Origin of the sequence: Prauserella endophytica (assembly GCF_005146945.1) — a bacterium.
GTDB lineage: Bacteria > Actinomycetota > Actinomycetes > Mycobacteriales > Pseudonocardiaceae > Prauserella_A > Prauserella_A endophytica.
The window spans coordinates 36,743-52,190 of sequence record NZ_SWMS01000029.1; the positions used below are offsets into that span (position 1 = coordinate 36,743).

The following is a 15,448-nucleotide window of genomic DNA, read 5'->3' on the forward strand; positions in this document are numbered from 1 at the left end:
CCCGTCAGCGACGCCTGGCGACGGCGTCGAGGGTCTGGCGTATCGCCGTGATGGCGTCGTCGGTGGAGGGCAGTGCAGCGGTCTCCAGTGGCTTCGAATAGGGCAGCGGGACCTCGGCCATGGCGACGCGCCGGACAGGTGCGTCGAGCCAGTCGAAGGCCCCGTCGGAGATGCTGGCGGCCACTTCCGCGCCGATCCCGTAGGTGAGCCAGTCGTCCTCGAGGACGACGGCGCAGTTGGTCTTGCGGACCGAGGCGATGACCGTCTCCCGGTCGAGCGGGCGGAGGCTCCGGAGGTCGACGACCTCCACGTCGATCCCGTCGGTCGCCGCCAGCTCCTCGGCCGCCCTGAGTGCGACCGCGGCCATGCGTGAGTAGGCGACGACGGTGATGTCGGCACCTTCGCGGGTGACGGCCGCTGTTCCGATGTCGGCGGGCAGGTCTTCGTCGGGCACCTCGCCCTTGGTGTTGTAAAGGGCGAGGTTCTCCAGTACGAGCACCGGGTCATCGTCGCGGACAGCGGCCAGCATCAGGGCCTTCGCGTCGGCGGGTGTGGAGGGTGCGACGACCTTCATCCCGGGCACGAAGGCGTAGTAGAGCTCGATGTTCTGTGAGTGGGTGGCCCCCAGCTGCTGTCCGCCGCCGCCGGGGGTCCGGATGACCATCGGCACGCGAGCCTGCCCGCCGAACATGCCGTAGATCTTCGCGGCGTGGTTGACGATCTGGTCCAGGGCGAGGAGCGAGAAGTTGATCGTCATGATCTCGACGACCGGCCGGAGGCCGAGCATCGCGGCCCCGATGGCGGCGCCGGTGAACCCCTCCTCGGCGATCGGGGTGTCCCGCACCCGCCGGGGGCCGAACTCGGCGAGCAGGCCGGCGGTGATCTTGTACGAGCCCTCGAAGAGACCGATCTCCTCGCCGATCAGAAACACCCGGTCGTCGCGGTGCATTTCCGACCGCAACGTGTCGTGCAGCGCCTGGCGATAGCTGATCAGGGTCATGCCGGAGCACCCATCGACGCGCCGATCGGGAAGAGGGGCTGTCCGGGCAGCCGGCGTGAGTCGTTCCGCACAGGAGTGGCGTAGGTGTGGTCGAACAGGGTCGCCACGTCCGGGAGCGGGCTCGCCTCGGCGAACGCGGCGGCCGCCTCGACCACGGTCGTGACCTCGCTGTCGATCTCGGCGCTCAGTGCGTCGCCGAGGACGCCCCTTTCCCGCAGACGGGCGGCGAACGCGGCCACCGGGTCGGCGGCCATGAGAGCCTCGGTCTCGGCCCGGTCGCGGTACTTCGCCGGGTCGACCACCGAATGGCCCTTCAACCGGCCCGAGACCGTCTCCAGCAGGCAGGGCTGCCCGGAGCGGGCGGTGCCGATGGCCTCGATCGCCGCCTCGTAGACGGCCTCGGGGTCGTTGCCGTCGACGCGACTCGACGGCATCCGGTAAGAGGACGCGCGCCGGAAGAGTTCCGGCTCAGCGGACGCCTGCTCGACGCTGGTTCCCATACCTCTGCCGTTGTTGACCACGACGTACACGATCGGCAGGTTCCAGAGCGCGGCGAGGTTGAGCGATTCGTGGAACGCCCCGATGTTCGTCGCCCCGTCGCCCATCAGGCACATCACGACCTGGTCGTCGTCTCGGTAGTCGATGGCGAGGGCTGCTCCGGTCGCGAGGGGGATCTGGCCCCCGACGATGCCGTAGCCGCCCATCAGCCGGGACTCGACGTCGAACAGGTGCATCGAACCGCCCCAGCCGCGGGATACTCCGTCGGTGCGGCCGTAGAGTTCGGCCATGACGCGACCCGGGTCGATGCCGCGTGCGATGGCGTAGCCGTGCTCGCGGTAGTTCGTGAACAGGTAGTCGGTCCTGTCGAGGGCGGCCATGAGGGCGACGACCGTCGCCTCCTCGCCGAGGTTGAGGTGGCAGTACCCACCGACCTTCGCCTCGGTGTAGGCGCGGGCGGCTCGTTCCTCGAACCGGCGGATCAGCACCATCTGGCGGTAGAGCCGGAGGGCGGGCTCGTCGTCGAGCACCGGGTCCGGGCCGGTCGCGGGAGCGCCGCCGCGGGTGGGCGCCCCTGCAGGGCTGGGCATGTGGGATCTCCTCTCGCCTCGGGGCGTCGTCGCGGTGTGGGCCGCCGTGACGACGCCCCGCGGGGGACCGGCGTCCGGATGTGACGCCGGCCTGGTCACGTCGACACGTTAAATGATACTACTTCCGTTTCATTAAGAGGTCTCGGTGTCAGGAGGGACGATGAGTGACCAGGGAGACGGGCAGGCGCCGCGCAAGCGCGGCCGACCCACGCGGGAAGAGCGCGCGCGACGACAGGAGGAAATCCTGGACGCGGCGGTGGGCCTGTTCGTGTCGAACGGGTTCCACGCCGTCTCACTGGACGACGTCGCCGGGTCGGCGCACGTCACGAAGCGGACGCTCTACGCCTACTTCGGGGACAAGTCGGAGATCTTCTTCGCCGCGGTCGCACGGCTGCGGCGCCGCGCCCTGGAGATGACGGGCCGCCGCTGCGACACGCCGGCACAGCTGGCGACCGAGATCGTCGTCGCGCTGCACTCGGACGAGGCGATCGGCCTGCACCGGTTGATGATCACTGAAGCGCACTCGTTCCCCGACCTCGCGAAGCGCTTCTACGACGAGGGACCGCGGTCCTACATCGCCGCTCTCGAGGGGCTGCTGCCGGAGGCGGACGCCGGCCGAGCCACCGCGTTGTTCTCCCTGTTGCTCGGCGAGCCCCACCGGCAGCGACTGCTGGGACTGCGGCCGGCGCCGACACGCGCACAGGCCAGGGCGCAGGCGGTGGCCGCGCTGGAAGCGCTCGGGCTGGAGGCGCGGTAGCGCTGACAAGCCGACGCGGGCGCGCCGGCAACGGGTGCGCAGGCGCTTCAGCCACGGCACGGGAACAGGTCAGGCCCGGATGCACCGGCTCCGCCGTTCCCTTCGCGGCCGAACGAAGATCACACCGCGGGCTTCAGTTGAGCGATGCGCACTGTCGATTCCGCGGAGTGCCGCGTCGAACCGTTCTGCTGTCGAGCGGGCAGGTCCGGCGGGCATGAGGCTTTCGTCGATCCGCGGGAGCCCTGTCTCGAGGGACGGCGCTCCATCCAACCGGATCGGCCTTCCGCAGCTGGCTTCAGAAGTCTGCTGGTTGAGTCTACGGCTGCAACTGGTCCGGCAACGAGCCCGCTCGCAGTTGAAGGTGCAGGGCCAGTCGTTGCGCCGGATCCTCTAAGTCGATTCCGGATATCTCAGCGAGCCGCCACAGCCGGTGCCGCAACGTGTTGGGGTGAAGGACGAGCTGTTCGGCTGCGGCGGACGTCGACCCGAAAACCTCAAGATACGTCCTCAACGTCTTGACGAATTCGGTGCCGTGCCGTTGGTCGTGCGCGGTGAGTCGTCGCAGATGCTCGGTGAGGTCTGAATCCGCGGCGGCGATCGCACGTTCGGCCGGCAGCAGGGTGAGATCCGCCCACAGTTGCTGTTTCGTGCCGATGACGCCGGAACCGCCCCGGCGTGCGAGTACGAGGAGTTGGTCGTCGACGTCGCTCCGCGAAAGGGGAACTTCCGCCAGGCTGGTGGCGCGTCTCCCGACGGCGGCGCACGTTTCGATGTCGAGTCGGTGGAGCTGGTCTAGTGCGGGCCGGAGTCTGCCGACGAGTTGCTCGTGACTCGCCGGTGTCAGCGCGGGCACAACCGCGTAGTAGGCGCCGTCGATCGACAGGACACCTGCGGCGGGATCGAGGCTGTGGACCTGTAGCGACAGCAGATGGATCAGGCGCTCGGTGAAGACCTCGGCCGAGGTCGCATCGGTGCGGTCCTGCGTGCGCACGGCGAACCCGACGACGGTGAGCCCTCTGTGGGGGTCGAGGCCGGAGTTGATCGCATGGGTGGCCAGCGTGGGACTTCCCTCGAGGAGGCCGCGAAGCATCTGCTCACGGGCGGTGCGGCCGGTGTCTTCGGCGATGCGATGACGCAGCATGAACGGCGCTGCCAAGGCGGCGGCGCGTTTGAGTGCCTCCTCGGCCTCGCTGGTGAGCGGCTGCCGTCCTTCCGCCACGGAGATCTCGCCGAGGATTTCCCCACCGGCATGGATCGCGATCCGCAATCGGGTCCGCATCTCCTCGTAACTGTCGACCCGGACTACCTCGTCGGGGTTGCGGAAGGTCTGGTAAGCCGACCGGTCGATGGTGAACCGCTTGATCCACTGCTCTGGGGTTCGTTTCCCGATGATCGCGTCCCGGCGCACGGTGTCTATCTCGTGGCCTTGCACGGCGTAGGCGATGACCCGGTGGGCTCGGTCGTAGAGGACCACGGAGCCGCCGACCATCACCGCGATCGCCTCCGCCAGTCCGTGCATGGAACTGGGTATGGGGTGATCAGGAAATTCCGTGGCCGTCTCGTCCTGGGCGGCTGAGGTCAGGGTGCGAAGCAGAAGCAGCAGCTGTGCCCAGCCGATGTGGGCATCGGCGAGGAGGACAGAGGTCCGGGTGTCGCCCGGCACGGCGTTCACGGTTACCGTGGACCGGAAGACGACCGCAGCGGCCCCTGTCGCGCCGCTCTCGGCGATCAGCGCACGTCCGGCGGGAGTGTCGAGCTGTAGTCCGACCGCCAAGATGACCTGGCCGGCTGCCGGGGGACACGCGGAATCGACGATGACGACGTCGTTGATCGGGGTCAGGCCACCGTTCACCAGGTGAACTGGTCGCAGTGGGCCCGGCCCGGCGGCCTCCAGCAGGTCGGACAGCTTCACATCGTTCTCCTGTCGGGTCGTTCACCGGCCGGGTCGTGTGTTCCTTCAGCGACGGTAAACGAGCCCGGCGACCGCCCGGACGTTGTTGCGCTGAAGAAGCCGCACCTGGGTGAACACCGATCGGCGGGTCGCGTGCTCGGTCAGCGACTCGGTCCAGACGGGTGTCTCGGCGTCCGTGGCGGCGAGAAAGCGCATCGTCCCGGCGGCCAGCCGTGGGCGGGGGCCGTCGTCTCGTGGAGCGCCGTAGCGGGCCGCCATCGCGAACAACACTCCGCCCTGGACGGCGCCCGCGCGGTTGGTCATCGCCGCGGTCGGCCTCAGCACGTACCCGTCTGGATGGTCGACCGTCGCCTCGGCGATCAGGTGATCGCCCCAGGACCGGCCCGCGTCGTCTGCGGCGCGCACGGCGCGCAACACCGCCTCGTCACCTGCGCCCAGATCACCCGGCTCCGGCGTGCGCGGGGTTTCGGGCCGGCTGGTGTCAACCGGATCGTCCCAGGGCAACGCGCCCTGCCGGCCCTTCGAGGGAATCGCAAACGTCGCAGTGCAATGTCCGAAGACGGCCTGCCTCCCACGGAACTCTCCAGCGGCGGTGCCGATGCCGTCCGGTCCGATGGCGATCTCGCCCGCCTCCGCGGTCGTGATCGTGCCGTCGGAAGCAAGCGGGCCGGCAAGGTCGAGTGTGAGGCTCAACGTCGGCAGGGGCCTGGTGAGCCCGACCTCCCGGCGAAGCGCTCCGCCCAGCGCGAAGTCCGCCAGCATCGCCATCTCCACCAGTCCCACTCGCCGCGGCACTGGCTCGCCCGCGACGCCCAGGGCGAACTTGCCCGGTGCTGATGGCGCTGCCCGGAGTCCTGCCAGGCAAGGCAGAAGTGGCGCCCCCGTCGACCGGGCGAGTGACAAGGCACGGAGTGCCCAGCCGATGGACGAGCCGGGACCCGGATCTGGCTGATTCAGGGTGGAGTGCACGACCTCACTATCCCCGGCGAAGGTTCTCCCAGCGACGTGGAAGTCACCAATGGTGGAGGTCAGGTGTCGGGCTTTCCTCCGATGCCGAGGTCCTGGGTTGCTCACTAGCGTTCGGCGTGACCGATTCTGATCTTGTCCCGTGGAGGATGCGAAGTGGCTGAACAGACCGAGTCCCTGATCGGCGTCAAGGCGCTCATGTTCGACTTCTACGGCACGGTTGTCGACATGCAGGGCAGCCTGACCAAGGCGATCACCCCCTATCTGGAGTCGAAGAACTACACCGCGCAGCCAGCGACGCGGGTCGTGACATGGTGGCGCCGGACGCACTTCGAGAACTCGATGATCGACGGCCTGCTCGGGCGCGAGCACATTCCCTACCGGGAGATCGGCCGGCAGGCTGTGGACTACACGCTGACTCGCGCGGGTATCCCGCACACCATGGACGAGGTCCGTTCCCTGGTCTCGGAGATCGAGCGGCTCGAGCCCTTCCCGGACGTCATCGAGGCACTGACGAAGCTGAGGAACGCAGGGTTCGAACTCGTCATCCTGTCCAATGGCGATCCGGACATGCTCGAGGCCGGGGTGAAGTTCTCCGGCACCGGGCACCTGTGGACCCGGGTGGTATCGGTTGAGGAGGCCGGCGCGTTCAAGCCGCACTTCAACACCTACGCGACCGGCGCCAAGGCCGTCGCCCTGGACCCGTCCGAGGTGTTGTTCGTGGCCAACCACGCGTTCGACTGCGTCGGTGCGAAGGCCGCCGGGATGCACACGGCGTTCGTCGACCGCCGGAAGCGTCCGTTCGGCAACGAGTACTACCCGCCGACCCTGGTCGTGGACGACTTCACACACCTCGCGAGCGAGGTCGTGGCCCTCACCAACGGCTGATCCGCCTCCCGCGGCAGGGGCACTTCCGCCCTTGGCCGCGCGGGATTCGTCGTTCGAGCGCCGCGTTGGGCCGGTGCCAGGCGAACCGTGTCGACATCTCCTTTCCCCGCCCCGCACGACCCTGCTGCGGCACCGCGCGCCGCAGGGGTGCGCGAGGTGGACGCCTCCGTCGCGGCAGCCGTCCACACGCCGGCCGAGCTGCTCGCCGCTCGTGAGGGACGGCAAGCACCGGATCTGACCAGCAGCGACGGTGATCGCCCAGCCGCGCCGGACGGCATCTCGCGGAGCTCCTCGACGAACATCGCATCCGTCGTTGATCGAGGAGAGGAGCTTTGTACAGTGCGCACTGACAGGTCAGGGAGCGGTCGGCACGCGACAGCCCAGGACGGCGCCCGCATCGGGTTCGAGGCCCGAGGAACGGGGGAGCCGCTTGTACTGCTCGCGGGCCAGGCGAACTCCCGTCGATGGTGGGATCCAGTGCGAGCCGACTTCGCGTCGTCGTACACGACGATCACTTTCGACTACCTCGGTACCGGTAGCAGCGACGGTCCGAAGGGCGCGGAGTGGAGCACCCGCCGGTTCGCGCGGGACGTGATCGCGGTCCTCGACGAGCTCGGAGTGACGCGCGCGCACGTGTATGGAACGTCGATGGGCGGGCGGGTCGCGCAATGGCTCGCGCTGGATCACCCCCACCGTGTCGGCGCGCTCGTACTGGGCTGCACCAGCGGAGGTGGTGACGGCACGGTGCCCACGGACCCCGACGTCATCCGGGCCCTGAACACGGATACCGGCACGAGGCGCGAGGCGTTGACCGATCTGATGGTCGGCCCACACCGGCGGTGGTCGCACACCGGCCCGCTGAACCTGCTCGGCGACGCATCGATGAGCGACCACGCGCGTCGTGCGCACCGTCGCGCCAGCGCTGCGCACGACGCGTGGGCCGCACTGCCCACCATCGGCAGGCCCACCCTGGTGCTACACGGAACCGCGGATCGCCTGACACCGCCCGGCAACGGCGTCCGGCTTGCCGAGCGCATCCCCGGTGCGCAGCTGCGGTTGTTCGGCGGAGCTCGCCACGCCTACTTCCTGGAGCGCCGCCAGGAGGCCAGCGCCGCCGTCCTGGCGTTTCTGGCCAGCCACACGATGACGCCAGCCTGAGGCGGGCTCGGCGGTCGCCGTCGTCGAAAGCTCCGACGACCGCGACCGAAGATCGTGCGATGTAACGAAGAGTCACGCCTGCCTGCTCCCTAACCTGATGGCATCACCACGCCGGTCGCCAGTCCCCGCGGCCGGGCACGGCCGAATCTCCCCGAACCGAAGGGCAGGCCAGTCATGTTCGATAGATCCACCTCGTCCGGCCCAAGGGACGACGACAGCTCCGTGTCCGCCGGGCCTCTCACCGGTTTGCGGGTGGTCTCACTGGAGCATGCCGTCGCTGCCCCGTTGTGTTCCCGGCACCTGGCCGATCTTGGTGCCGATGTGATCAAGGTGGAGCGGCCCGACGGCGGTGATCTCGCCCGCGGCTACGACACGGTGGTGGCGGGACAGTCGGCCTACTTCGTCTGGGCCAACCGGGGAAAGCGCAGTGTCGCGCTAGATCTGAAGACGGATGCGGGCAGACGCACGCTCGGGAACCTGCTGTCCGCGGCCGATGTCTTCGTGCACAACCTCGGGCCTGGCGCGGTGGACCGGCTCGGCTACGGCCGTGAGGTGGTCCGCTCTCGGTATCCGCGGCTCATCAACTGCGCGATCTCCGGCTACGGCGTGGATGGTCCCTATCGTGACCGCAAGGCTTTCGATTTGCTGATTCAGGGCGAGGCAGGCCTGATGTCGGTGACCGGTTCGCCCGACGAGCCTGCGAAGGTGGGTGTCTCCGTCGCCGACATGTGTGCTGCCGTGTACGCGTTGTCGGCTGTGCTCGCGGCCGTTCTTCGGCGCGGCGAAACCGGTGAGGGCGCCTTCATCGACATCTCGATGCTCGACTGTCTGAGTGAATGGATGATGGCTCCCACCTACCACCAGCTGTACGCGGGGCGGCAGCCTCCGCGCGCGGGCGCCCGGCACAACATGATGGTGCCCTACGGCGTGTACCGCGTTGGCTCCGATGCGTTCGTCAACTTCGCCGTCCAGACACAGCAGCAATGGCGAAGGCTGTGCGAGCAGGTCCTGCGGTCACCGGAGCTCATCGACGATCCGCGGTTCACGACGAACGAGGCGAGGGTACGCAACCGAGCGGAACTCGAGCCGATCATCCAACGTCATTTCCGTGCGCTGACCGAGGAGGATGCCCAGGAAAGCTTGCGGGCAGCGGGCATCCCCACCGGAGCGGTCAATGACCTCAAGCGGCTGGCGGAGCATCCGCAGCATGCCGCCCGGGCTCGCTGGTTCGAGGTGGACTCGCCGAACGGGCCAGTCCGCGCACTGCGGTCACCGTTCAATCTCGACGGCGTGAGCGACCCGGCTTCGGCGATTCCGGGCCTGGGGGAGCACACCGAGGAGATCCTCGCCGACTTGCGTGCGACGAGGCCCTCCGGCTGAGCAGAACCGTCGTCGGACCGATGCACTGCCATTCCGTTCGCTTCAATGACGAATCGAGGAATCCGTGTCCGCTCAAGTCATCGCGCTTCTCGCACTGGGAGGCGTCTTTCTCGTCGCGACCGTGACATCCGTGAACATGGGTGCGCTTGCCCTCGTTGCCGCGTTCGTCATCGGTGGCCTGGCCTACGGTGTCCCGGCCGACGATGTGCTGTCCGGATTTCCCGGCAGCATGTTCGTCATCCTCGTCGGCGTGACATATCTGTTCGCGCTCGCCAAGAACAACGGCACGGTCGACTGGCTCGTGCATGCCGCTGTCCGGGCTGTCGGCGGGCGGATCAGCTTGGTGCCGCTGGCGATGTTCCTCATCCCCGCCGCCATCACGTCGATCGGCGCCGCGGCACCCGCGGCCTGCGCCATCACGATCCCGGTGGCATTGCGCTTCGCCCAGCAGTACCGCATCCGGCCCTTGCTGATGAGCATGATGGTCATCCAGGGCACGACCGCTGGAGGGTTCTCGCCGATCGCGATCTACGGAGTGATCGTCCACGGCGTAACCGACGCGGCAGGACTGCCCAGCAACCCGGGACTGCTCTATTTGGGCACCTTCGGCGCAACCGCGCTCCTCGGTGTGATCGCATTCCTGACGCTGGGCGGACGGGACCTGATCGGCCGCCGGGACGAGACCGATTCCGAGCCGCTTCCCGCGTCGGCGGCGGCAGGGGAGCCTCCCAGCGGGCCGTCGACGCCACGCCGGCCAGGAGCGCGCGGTGTCGCGACGAGTGCACCCGCTCCGATCGACATCGCCCAGGCTTCTCGACTGACACTCGAGCGGGCGTCCACGCTCGCGGCTTTGCTCGTGCTCGTGGTCGCGACACTCGTCTTCGATCTCCACGTGGGAATGGTCGCGCTGACGATCGCCGTGGTGCTGACGCTCGTGTTCCCGGCCACGGCGAGGACCGCGGTCGAACAGGTGGCGTGGTCCACTGTGCTGCTCATCGGCGGGATCATGACCTATGTCGCCATGCTCGAGGAGCAGGGCACCATCGACTGGCTCGGTCGTGGAATAGCCGGCATCGGGGTGCCGCTGCTCGCCGCGTTCGTGCTGCTGCTCATCGGTGCTGTCGTGTCGGCTTTCGCCTCGACGACCGCGCTGCTGGGCGCGGTCATCCCGTTGGCGACACCGTTCCTGCTCAACGGCGACATCGGAGTCCTGGCTGTCGTGGTGGCGCTGTGCGTCTCCAGTTCCGTGGTCGACTGCAGCCCATTGTCGACCATGGGCGCTCTCGCTGTGGCCAACGCGCCTGCCGACCAGCGGGACAAGGTCTTCGGCGGGCTCATGGTTTGGGGGATGTCGCTGGTCGTGATCGCGCCCGTCGTGAGCTGGACGGTGCTGGTCCTGCCCGCTTCGTGACCGGGTGTGATCCTTCCGAGCGCAGGTCGCGCCCGGCACGAGGGGAAATCGCTTGCCGCAAGCGATCACGGTGGAGCTGACGCACGCACACACCACCGTCACAAGGGGACGTCGACCCTTACCCGTCCTCGCCCGTTTCCCCGCCGAGACGATGCCAAGTGTCGCAGGAGCCACGTGGGCCGCCACGTTGTTCAGTCCCACGAACGCGCCGGCGGCGCGACGTTCGCACGCTCATCCGGTCCCGTGCGGAGTGTCGGCGGTGGCGGTTGTAGAACCCTTCGATGTAATCGAAGATCGCGTTGGCGAGTTCGACGCGGGTCGGCCAGCGTTGCCGATCGAGTAGCTCGGTCTGCATGCAGGGCAAGAATGCTTCGGCCAGGGCGTGTCGTACGGATCGCCGACGGTGTCCGATGATGGCAGCCGGCCGGCGCGAGGGGCGCGTTCGGTGAAGGTCCAGGACGTGAACTGGGTGCCGTGGTCGCCGTAGATGATACCGCCGGGGACCTGGTCGGCGGTGCCGCGGGATTCGATGGCCATCCCGAGTGCGGAGGTGGCCAGGTCGGCTCGTTGCCGCGGAGTCGGTGGCCGGATGCTCGGTGATGTCGGTGACCCAGAGCTGGTCTGTCCCGCGGTCCAGGTCGATTGCCGGCCCCGGTGGGCTGAGCTCGGAGCACGCGAAGACGGCGCTGCGCGGCTGTGAGCCCTGGTGGTGGCCGGTGTTGACGCCTTCGGGTCCGATGCTATTATCTTGACTAACCAGTAAGGAAATTTATTGTGGACAACCAGGACGAGGAAGGCACAACGATGTGTTCTGTGAACGGGCGGAGGCGGCGATCGGCGGTTTTGCTGGCGACCGCGATGGCCGCCACCGTTGCCCTGTGGGGAGGCGCGACCGGAGCCGTCGCTGGGGCCGAAACGGGTGCCACTGAACGCGAATGGCTTGACATAAGGGTATTCGCCGAAGTTCCGGATCCGGGTCACCCAGAGGGCATCACGGTGGCCGACGACGGTACCGTCTATGTGGGCACCCAGCAGCACATCACCGAGATTCCCAAGGGGCCTTCCAAGATCTTCGCCTATGACCCGGGCGGGCACCTGACCCGAGAGTATGTGATCGAAGGCCAGGACCCGAATCGTGGCGCCGGGATCGTCGGTCTCGCTCAGGACGGCGACGGCATCGTCTACGCACTCGATCGGTACCCGCAGCGGGTCATCGCACTCGATCCCAGGACCGGCGAACAGCGGGACTACGCGACGTTCCATCAGGTGAAGGATCTTTGCGTGTCGCTTCCCGCCCTGGTGCTGGTCACCCAGTGTGTGGTGCCTGATGGGCTGACCTTCGGCCCGGACGGCTCGCTCTACGTCACCGATGTCGGTCAGGCCCTGATCTGGCGCGTTCCGCCGGGCGGCGGCAAGGCCGAGGTCTGGTTCTCCGATCCGCGCATCGAAAGCGTTCTCGGCGCGAACGGCATCGCGTTCGTGGACGAGGACACGCTGATGTTCGCCCAGACTCTCACCGGACCCTTCGACGGGCCCCTGCCGCGGGTCGACACCAGCAAGCTCTACACCCTCGACATCCGGCCGGACGGCAGTCCGGGAGCACTCGAGACCTTCTGGCAGAGCAAGCCGCTGGACGGCATCGACGGCTTCGCCATCGCGGAGTCGGGCAACATCTACATCGCCATGGCGCTCGCGAAGTCGGTTGTCGTGGTTTCCCCGCAGGGCCGGGAGATCGGCCGCAACCCGGCCAACCTCTTGGAGAACCAGCTCCAGGAAGTTCCCTTCGACGACCCGGCCTCGGTGGCGTTCCTGGATGACCGCGTCCTGGTGACCAACCACTCCCTCTTCCTCGGCAACCCGAACTCCTTCGTGGTGCACGACGTCTACGCGGGGGAGAAGGGCAAGCCGGAGTATCGGCCGATCATCCGGGCACGCTCATGACCGGTCGACTGACGGGCAAGGTCGCCGTGGTGACGGGCGGGGCACACGGCATCGGAGCGGCGATCGTCGCCAGGTTCGTCGCCGAGGGCGCCGCGGTGACCATCGCGGACGTCGAGGAGGTGGAGGGCAAGGCGCTGGCCGAACGGCTGGGGCCCAGGTGTCGGTTCGTCCCGTGCGATGTCACCAGCAGCTCTGAGGTGGCCGAGGCCATCGACTCAACCGTGGCGGAGCTCGGCGGGCTGGATGTCATGGTCAACAACGCCGGCTTCGGCGTCGGCTCGAAGATCATCGAGCTGGACGAGACGCAGTGGCGGCGGGTCGTTCAGGTCAACCTCGATGGCACCTTTCACGGCATCAAGCACGCCGCGCGCGCGATCCGGCGAGGCGGAGGAGCCATTCTCAACCTTTCCTCGATTGCCGCCGGCCGGGCGATGCCTGGGATGGCCGCGTACTCGGCTGCCAAGGCCGGCGTGGAAGCGATGACCTGCACGGCCGCGGTCGAGCTCCGCGAGGACGGAATCCGGGTGAACGCCATCGTCCCCGGATTGATTCAGACCGCCGCGGCAGCGCAAGGCTCGGACGTCCTGGCACGCGGGCTCGGCATGAGCGTCGACCAGTACTTCGCCACCAGGCAGGGTCGATGGGGAACCGCGGAAGAGGTCGCGGCCGTTGCCGTCCACCTCGTCAGTGACGAGTCCTCGTTCACATCGGGCCTGCTTTACCGAATCGACAACGGCGGCACCGCGTAGGTGTCGTGGCGGCCCGTGAGCACGTGGGCGACGAAGGCCCGTACCTGCACGAGAGGATCGAGCATGGAGACAGTCACAGCCGCTGACGCGGGGCGGCAGGAGTTCGTCGCCGCCCTGCGGGAGTTCACCAAACGCAAATGCGGCACCCGGGAGCAGCGGCTGGCGCTGACGGACGGCGGCCGGCTGACCCACAGCCAACCGCTGCATCAGGAGGTGGCCGACCTCGGCTGGGTGGGTTGTGCCCTGCCCGAGGCGTATGGGGGTGGCGGCGGAAGCGCCACCGATGCGTGTCACCTGGTAGAGGAGTTGGCGTACGGCCAGGCGCCGCTGTACGGATTGGCGGTCGCTTTGGTGAGCGCCTCCGTCGTCGAGCGGTTCGGAACCGAGTCGCAGAAGCAGGACGTTCTCACGTCGGTGTGCCGCGGTGAGCTGCTCGCGACCGCGATCAGTGAACCCGACACCGGGTCCGACGCGGCATCACTCCGTTGCAGGGCCGAGTTGCGTGGCGGAAACTACGTCATCAACGGGCAGAAGACCTGGATCTCGTGTGCGCACCTCGCTTCGCGGATCTTCGTGCTGTGCCGCACCGGCCAGGGCGAGGATCAGCACAGCGGCATCACCATGCTCGACGTGCCCGCCGACGCTCCGGGCGTGACGGTGCGGCCGATCCCCACCCTGGGCGGCGACGAGGTCAACGACGTCTACTTCACCGATGTGGTGGTGCCTGCCGATCGCGTCATCGGCGAGGTCGGCGGGGCGTGGAGGCAGATGATGAGCTGCCTCAACACCGACCGCCTCATGTGCGGGACGATGTTCCTCGGTCGTGCGCGACGCACGTTCGACGACGCACTGGAATACGTGCGCCAGCGAGAACAGTTCGGCAGGCCGATCGGGAGCTTCCAGGCGATCCGGCACCGGATGGCCGATCTCGCCACCGAGTTGGAGTGCTGTCGCCTGCTCGTCTACGATCTCGCGTCCAAATTGGATGAAGATCCGAACCGCCAGGTGCCTCGCGAGGCATCGATGGTGAAGCTCAAGGTCACCGAGACCGCCAAGCGGCTGGCCATCGAGGGCATGCAGTTGCTGGGCGGTGCCGGCTACACCAAGGAACACGACATGGAACGCCACCTCCGGGAGTCGGTGGCGGGCACGGTGTACGCCGGTACGAGCGAGATCCAGCGCGAGATCATCGGCAGGTCGTACGGCCTGTGAGTACGAGGCGCGACCGGGGTGCGGGCAGGTGGTACTGCGACGCCGCCCATCGCGCCGTCCCGACCGAAAGGGCAAGAACGTGGGTACGGAATTCCGCACGCTGGCCACGGGCGGCGACTATTTCGAGGGCGTTCGCTGGCACAACGGCAGTTGGTACGCGTCGGACGCGTTCCGCGGCGCTGTGCTCAGCCTGGATCGGGACGGGCAGTCGTCCGAGATCATGTGCGTCGACGCGTTGTGCTCCGGGCTCGGCTGGCTCCCCGACGATTCGATGCTTGTGGTCTCGATGAGGGACCGACGGTTGCTGCGGCGTGCCCCGGACGGGGAGGTGACCCAGCACGCCGACTTCTCCGGGCTTTCGGAGCACTGGATCAACGACATGTGCGTGGACGGGGCCGGACGGGCGTGGGTGGGCAGCATCGGCTTCGCCATCGTCGATGGCGCCGACCCTGTGCCCGGCGACCTGCTGTGTGCGGACCCCGACGGCACCGCGCGGGTCGCGGCGTCCGACCTCTGGTGTCCCAACGGCATCGTGGTCACCGCTGACGGGCGCACGCTGGTCGTGGCCGAGACCTTCGCGGGCAGGCTCACCGCTTTCACCATCGAGAACGACGGATCGCTCACCGACCGGCGCACCCTGGCGCAGTTCGGTGACACGCCCGAGCCGGGCGGCGCCGCCGAGATGCTCGGTGCGCTCGAACTGGCTCCGGACGGGTTGACCATCGACCGCGACGACCACGTGTGGGTGGCCGACGCCGCGGGGCGGCGATGCGTGCGGGTCTCGCCGGACGGCCGGATCACCGACGAGATCGCGGCACCGGGCGGCGCCAACCTCTATTCGTGCGCCCTCGGCGGTGCCGACGGCACCGAACTGCTCCTCGCTGTCGCCGAGGGCTTCTTCGAGGCCGCCCAGGGGCTGACCGGGACCGCCTCGCTGGTGGCGACCACGGTCGATGTGCCGGTCGGCGGCGACAACTAGGGAGAGA

The 15,448-nt window shown here is 68.2% G+C and carries 13 protein-coding genes and 1 pseudogene; 9 read left to right on the forward strand and 5 right to left on the reverse strand.

The features are described from left to right. Nucleotides 1-4: 4 nt before the first annotated feature. Together FCN18_RS32970 and pdhA are read right to left on the reverse strand one after the other, a co-directional pair. Nucleotides 5-1,000 carry an alpha-ketoacid dehydrogenase subunit beta gene (locus tag FCN18_RS32970; RefSeq protein ID WP_112273641.1) on the reverse strand — a complete coding sequence of 332 codons (996 nt, stop codon included), beginning with the start codon at nt 998-1,000 and terminating at the stop codon, nt 5-7. Then, nucleotides 997-2,088, reverse strand: coding sequence for a pyruvate dehydrogenase (acetyl-transferring) E1 component subunit alpha (gene pdhA, locus FCN18_RS32975; RefSeq protein ID WP_112273639.1), 1,092 nt, complete (start codon nt 2,086-2,088; stop codon nt 997-999). The genes FCN18_RS32970 and pdhA overlap by 4 nt, the downstream gene beginning before the upstream one ends. A 160-nt stretch (nt 2,089-2,248) precedes the next feature. Between pdhA and FCN18_RS32980 the strand changes: the two genes are divergently transcribed. Continuing rightward, nucleotides 2,249-2,845 (forward strand): TetR/AcrR family transcriptional regulator, encoded by a 597-nt coding sequence (locus FCN18_RS32980; RefSeq protein ID WP_137096947.1) that lies wholly within the window; start codon nt 2,249-2,251, stop codon nt 2,843-2,845. Nucleotides 2,846-3,161: 316 nt separating this feature from the next. Here FCN18_RS32980 and FCN18_RS32985 read toward each other — a convergent pair whose 3' ends face one another. Together FCN18_RS32985 and FCN18_RS32990 are read right to left on the reverse strand one after the other, a co-directional pair. Next, nucleotides 3,162-4,757, reverse strand: a complete 1,596-nt coding sequence (locus FCN18_RS32985; protein WP_137096948.1) for a PucR family transcriptional regulator — start codon at nt 4,755-4,757, stop codon at nt 3,162-3,164. A gap of 45 nt (nt 4,758-4,802) precedes the next feature. Next, complete coding sequence (locus tag FCN18_RS32990; protein WP_137096949.1) at nt 4,803-5,519, reverse strand: hypothetical protein; 717 nt, start codon at nt 5,517-5,519, stop codon at nt 4,803-4,805. Nucleotides 5,520-5,879: 360 nt separating this feature from the next. Here FCN18_RS32990 and FCN18_RS32995 point away from each other — a divergent pair, with 360 nt between their 5' ends. The 4 genes from FCN18_RS32995 to FCN18_RS33010 all read left to right on the forward strand — a co-directional run bounded on the left by FCN18_RS32995 (nt 5,880) and on the right by FCN18_RS33010 (nt 10,560). Further along, nucleotides 5,880-6,611: a haloacid dehalogenase type II gene (locus FCN18_RS32995; protein WP_199542897.1), complete on the forward strand. Its 732-nt coding sequence runs from the start codon at nt 5,880-5,882 to the stop codon at nt 6,609-6,611. A 156-nt stretch (nt 6,612-6,767) separates the two neighbouring features. Next, a complete protein-coding gene (locus tag FCN18_RS33000) occupies nt 6,768-7,769 on the forward strand; it encodes an alpha/beta fold hydrolase (RefSeq protein ID WP_228714249.1) in 1,002 nt (333 codons plus the stop codon). Between the two features lie 174 nt (nt 7,770-7,943). Beyond that, nucleotides 7,944-9,149, forward strand: a complete 1,206-nt coding sequence (locus tag FCN18_RS33005) for a CaiB/BaiF CoA transferase family protein (protein ID WP_137096950.1) — start codon at nt 7,944-7,946, stop codon at nt 9,147-9,149. A gap of 64 nt (nt 9,150-9,213) precedes the next feature. Beyond that, nucleotides 9,214-10,560, forward strand: a complete 1,347-nt coding sequence (locus tag FCN18_RS33010) for an SLC13 family permease (RefSeq protein ID WP_113642820.1) — start codon at nt 9,214-9,216, stop codon at nt 10,558-10,560. A 118-nt stretch (nt 10,561-10,678) separates the two neighbouring features. On the opposite strand, the pseudogene FCN18_RS40930 reads toward FCN18_RS33010, so the two are convergent. Then, nucleotides 10,679-11,182 (reverse strand): annotated as a pseudogene (locus FCN18_RS40930) (transposase); the annotation flags it as partial. A gap of 152 nt (nt 11,183-11,334) precedes the next feature. Here FCN18_RS40930 and FCN18_RS33020 point away from each other — a divergent pair. The 4 genes from FCN18_RS33020 to FCN18_RS33035 all read left to right on the forward strand — a co-directional run bounded on the left by FCN18_RS33020 (nt 11,335) and on the right by FCN18_RS33035 (nt 15,441). After that, nucleotides 11,335-12,501 carry an SMP-30/gluconolactonase/LRE family protein gene (locus FCN18_RS33020; RefSeq protein ID WP_137096952.1) on the forward strand — a complete coding sequence of 389 codons (1,167 nt, stop codon included), beginning with the start codon at nt 11,335-11,337 and terminating at the stop codon, nt 12,499-12,501. 29 nt (nt 12,502-12,530) lie between these two features. Next, complete coding sequence (locus tag FCN18_RS33025; RefSeq protein ID WP_158303216.1) at nt 12,531-13,250, forward strand: SDR family NAD(P)-dependent oxidoreductase; 720 nt, start codon at nt 12,531-12,533, stop codon at nt 13,248-13,250. Nucleotides 13,251-13,313: 63 nt separating this feature from the next. Further along, nucleotides 13,314-14,462 carry an acyl-CoA dehydrogenase family protein gene (locus FCN18_RS33030; protein WP_112273619.1) on the forward strand — a complete coding sequence of 383 codons (1,149 nt, stop codon included), beginning with the start codon at nt 13,314-13,316 and terminating at the stop codon, nt 14,460-14,462. A 79-nt stretch (nt 14,463-14,541) separates the two neighbouring features. Then, the gene (locus FCN18_RS33035) at nt 14,542-15,441 is read left to right on the forward strand and encodes an SMP-30/gluconolactonase/LRE family protein (protein ID WP_158303217.1); all 900 of its coding nucleotides are present in this window, start codon (nt 14,542-14,544) and stop codon (nt 15,439-15,441) included. The last annotated feature ends 7 nt before the right edge of the window (nt 15,442-15,448 follow it).